Source organism: Pseudanabaena sp. 'Roaring Creek' (assembly GCF_001402795.1).
Lineage (GTDB): Bacteria > Cyanobacteriota > Cyanobacteriia > Pseudanabaenales > Pseudanabaenaceae > Pseudanabaena.
The window spans coordinates 1-1,377 of record NZ_LIRE01000386.1 but is presented as its reverse complement, the minus strand read 5'-3'; the positions used below and the strand labels follow the sequence as shown (position 1 = coordinate 1,377).

The 1,377-nt window shown below is 45.5% G+C and carries 1 protein-coding gene; it reads right to left on the bottom strand.

Features of this window, described 5'->3' with window-relative positions:
- Positions 1–393: 393 nt before the first annotated feature.
- On the bottom strand, positions 394–1,146 hold the full coding sequence (locus AC805_RS13060) for a metal ABC transporter ATP-binding protein (RefSeq protein ID WP_055075842.1): 753 nt from the start codon (positions 1,144–1,146) through the stop codon (positions 394–396).
- Positions 1,147–1,377: the final 231 nt, after the last annotated feature.

Here is a 1,377-nt window from a genome sequence, read left to right as displayed (position 1 = left end):
GCGCTAGAGATGTATATTTAGTAATTTGGAGCATGGAATTGTCTAAAGCGGATCGAGAAAGCCTATTCTATAGTATAGCTGCCGCCAGTTTTGTTAGGACAAAATTAAAACCCTAAAGAGAGTTGCCGCGCGGAGCGCGGCAACTCTCTTTAGGGTTTTATGTCCTGATACAGTTAGCGGCGGCTATACCTAAAAAACCACCTAAAAAATTCATCCCTTTCTGTCACAGTGTAAGTTTTGCTAAGGACATACAGCGCTTTGCGCTCAAACCCAAACCAAGGAAAGCGTTGGAAAGCGTTGCTTTCCAACGCTTTCCTTGTGGTTCGCTATAAAACCCAAAAGATGAGTGGTGGCGCTTCGCGCCACCACTCATCTTTTGGGTTTTATAGCGCTTTAACAAAATAACAATTCTTCTTCAGGGCGATCGCAATGTCCTCGCGGTTCGAGCGGCAACCCATAGGCACTCTGGATATTGTCAGGGGTGAGAACTTGACGGGGCGTACCACTGGCGACTAGATGGCGATTGAGCAGGAGCAAACTATCGTAGCGATCGAGGGTATTGCCCCATTCATGGCAACTAATCAGCAAGATCTTTCCCTCCTGCTTTAGTTCGCCATAGATCTGCCACATCAGCGCTTCTGTCTTTTTGTCAACGGCAGTCATCGGTTCGTCTAACAACAAAATATCTGCCTGTTGCGCCAAGGCTCGCGCTAAAAATACGCGCTGCTGCTGTCCGCCTGAAAGCTGTTTGATCGGGCGATCGCGCAATTCGTAGAGTTCCACCCGCTCTAGTACTTGGCGGACGATTTCTTGGGATTGACGGCTAATTTTGCCAAACCAACCACTATACATAGTCCGCGCCATCATCACCACATTCCAGACAGTGACGGGATAGTCCCAATCAATCTGCGATCGCTGTGGTAGATAAGCAACCTTTTGCCTCTGCTGCTTCAGTGGTTCGCCGTTATAAAAAATTTGCCCTTTCTGCGCGGGAATCAAATCGAGCATCGCTTTGAGTAAGGTACTTTTACCCGCCCCATTCGCACCAATGAGTCCCACTAACGAGCCCGATTCAATGCTAAAGGAAACATCCGACAGAGCCGAAACTTCGCGATATCGAACGGACAGGTTTTGTACTTCAAGCATAACGCTCAAAAAATGATAATCGTTTTCAAAAATTATACTCCTAAATGAACGTCAGTTTGGGGTAAGCTGGCAAATTTTAAAAGCCCAAAAGTAAAAGCCTTGCTACGCAAGGCTTTTACTTTTGGGTTTAGAGAAAGGATTTGCTACGCAAACCCTTTCTCTAAACCCATTTCAAATTATCTCGAACTCATGCTAAATGATGATTAAAATGATGATTAAAATGATGATTAA

What these genes read in the sequence shown, in the direction of transcription:
- AC805_RS13060 (WP_055075842.1), bottom strand. Translation starts at nt 1,146, where the DNA reads ATGCTTGAAGTACAAAACCTGTCCGTTCGATATCGCGAAGTTTCGGCT.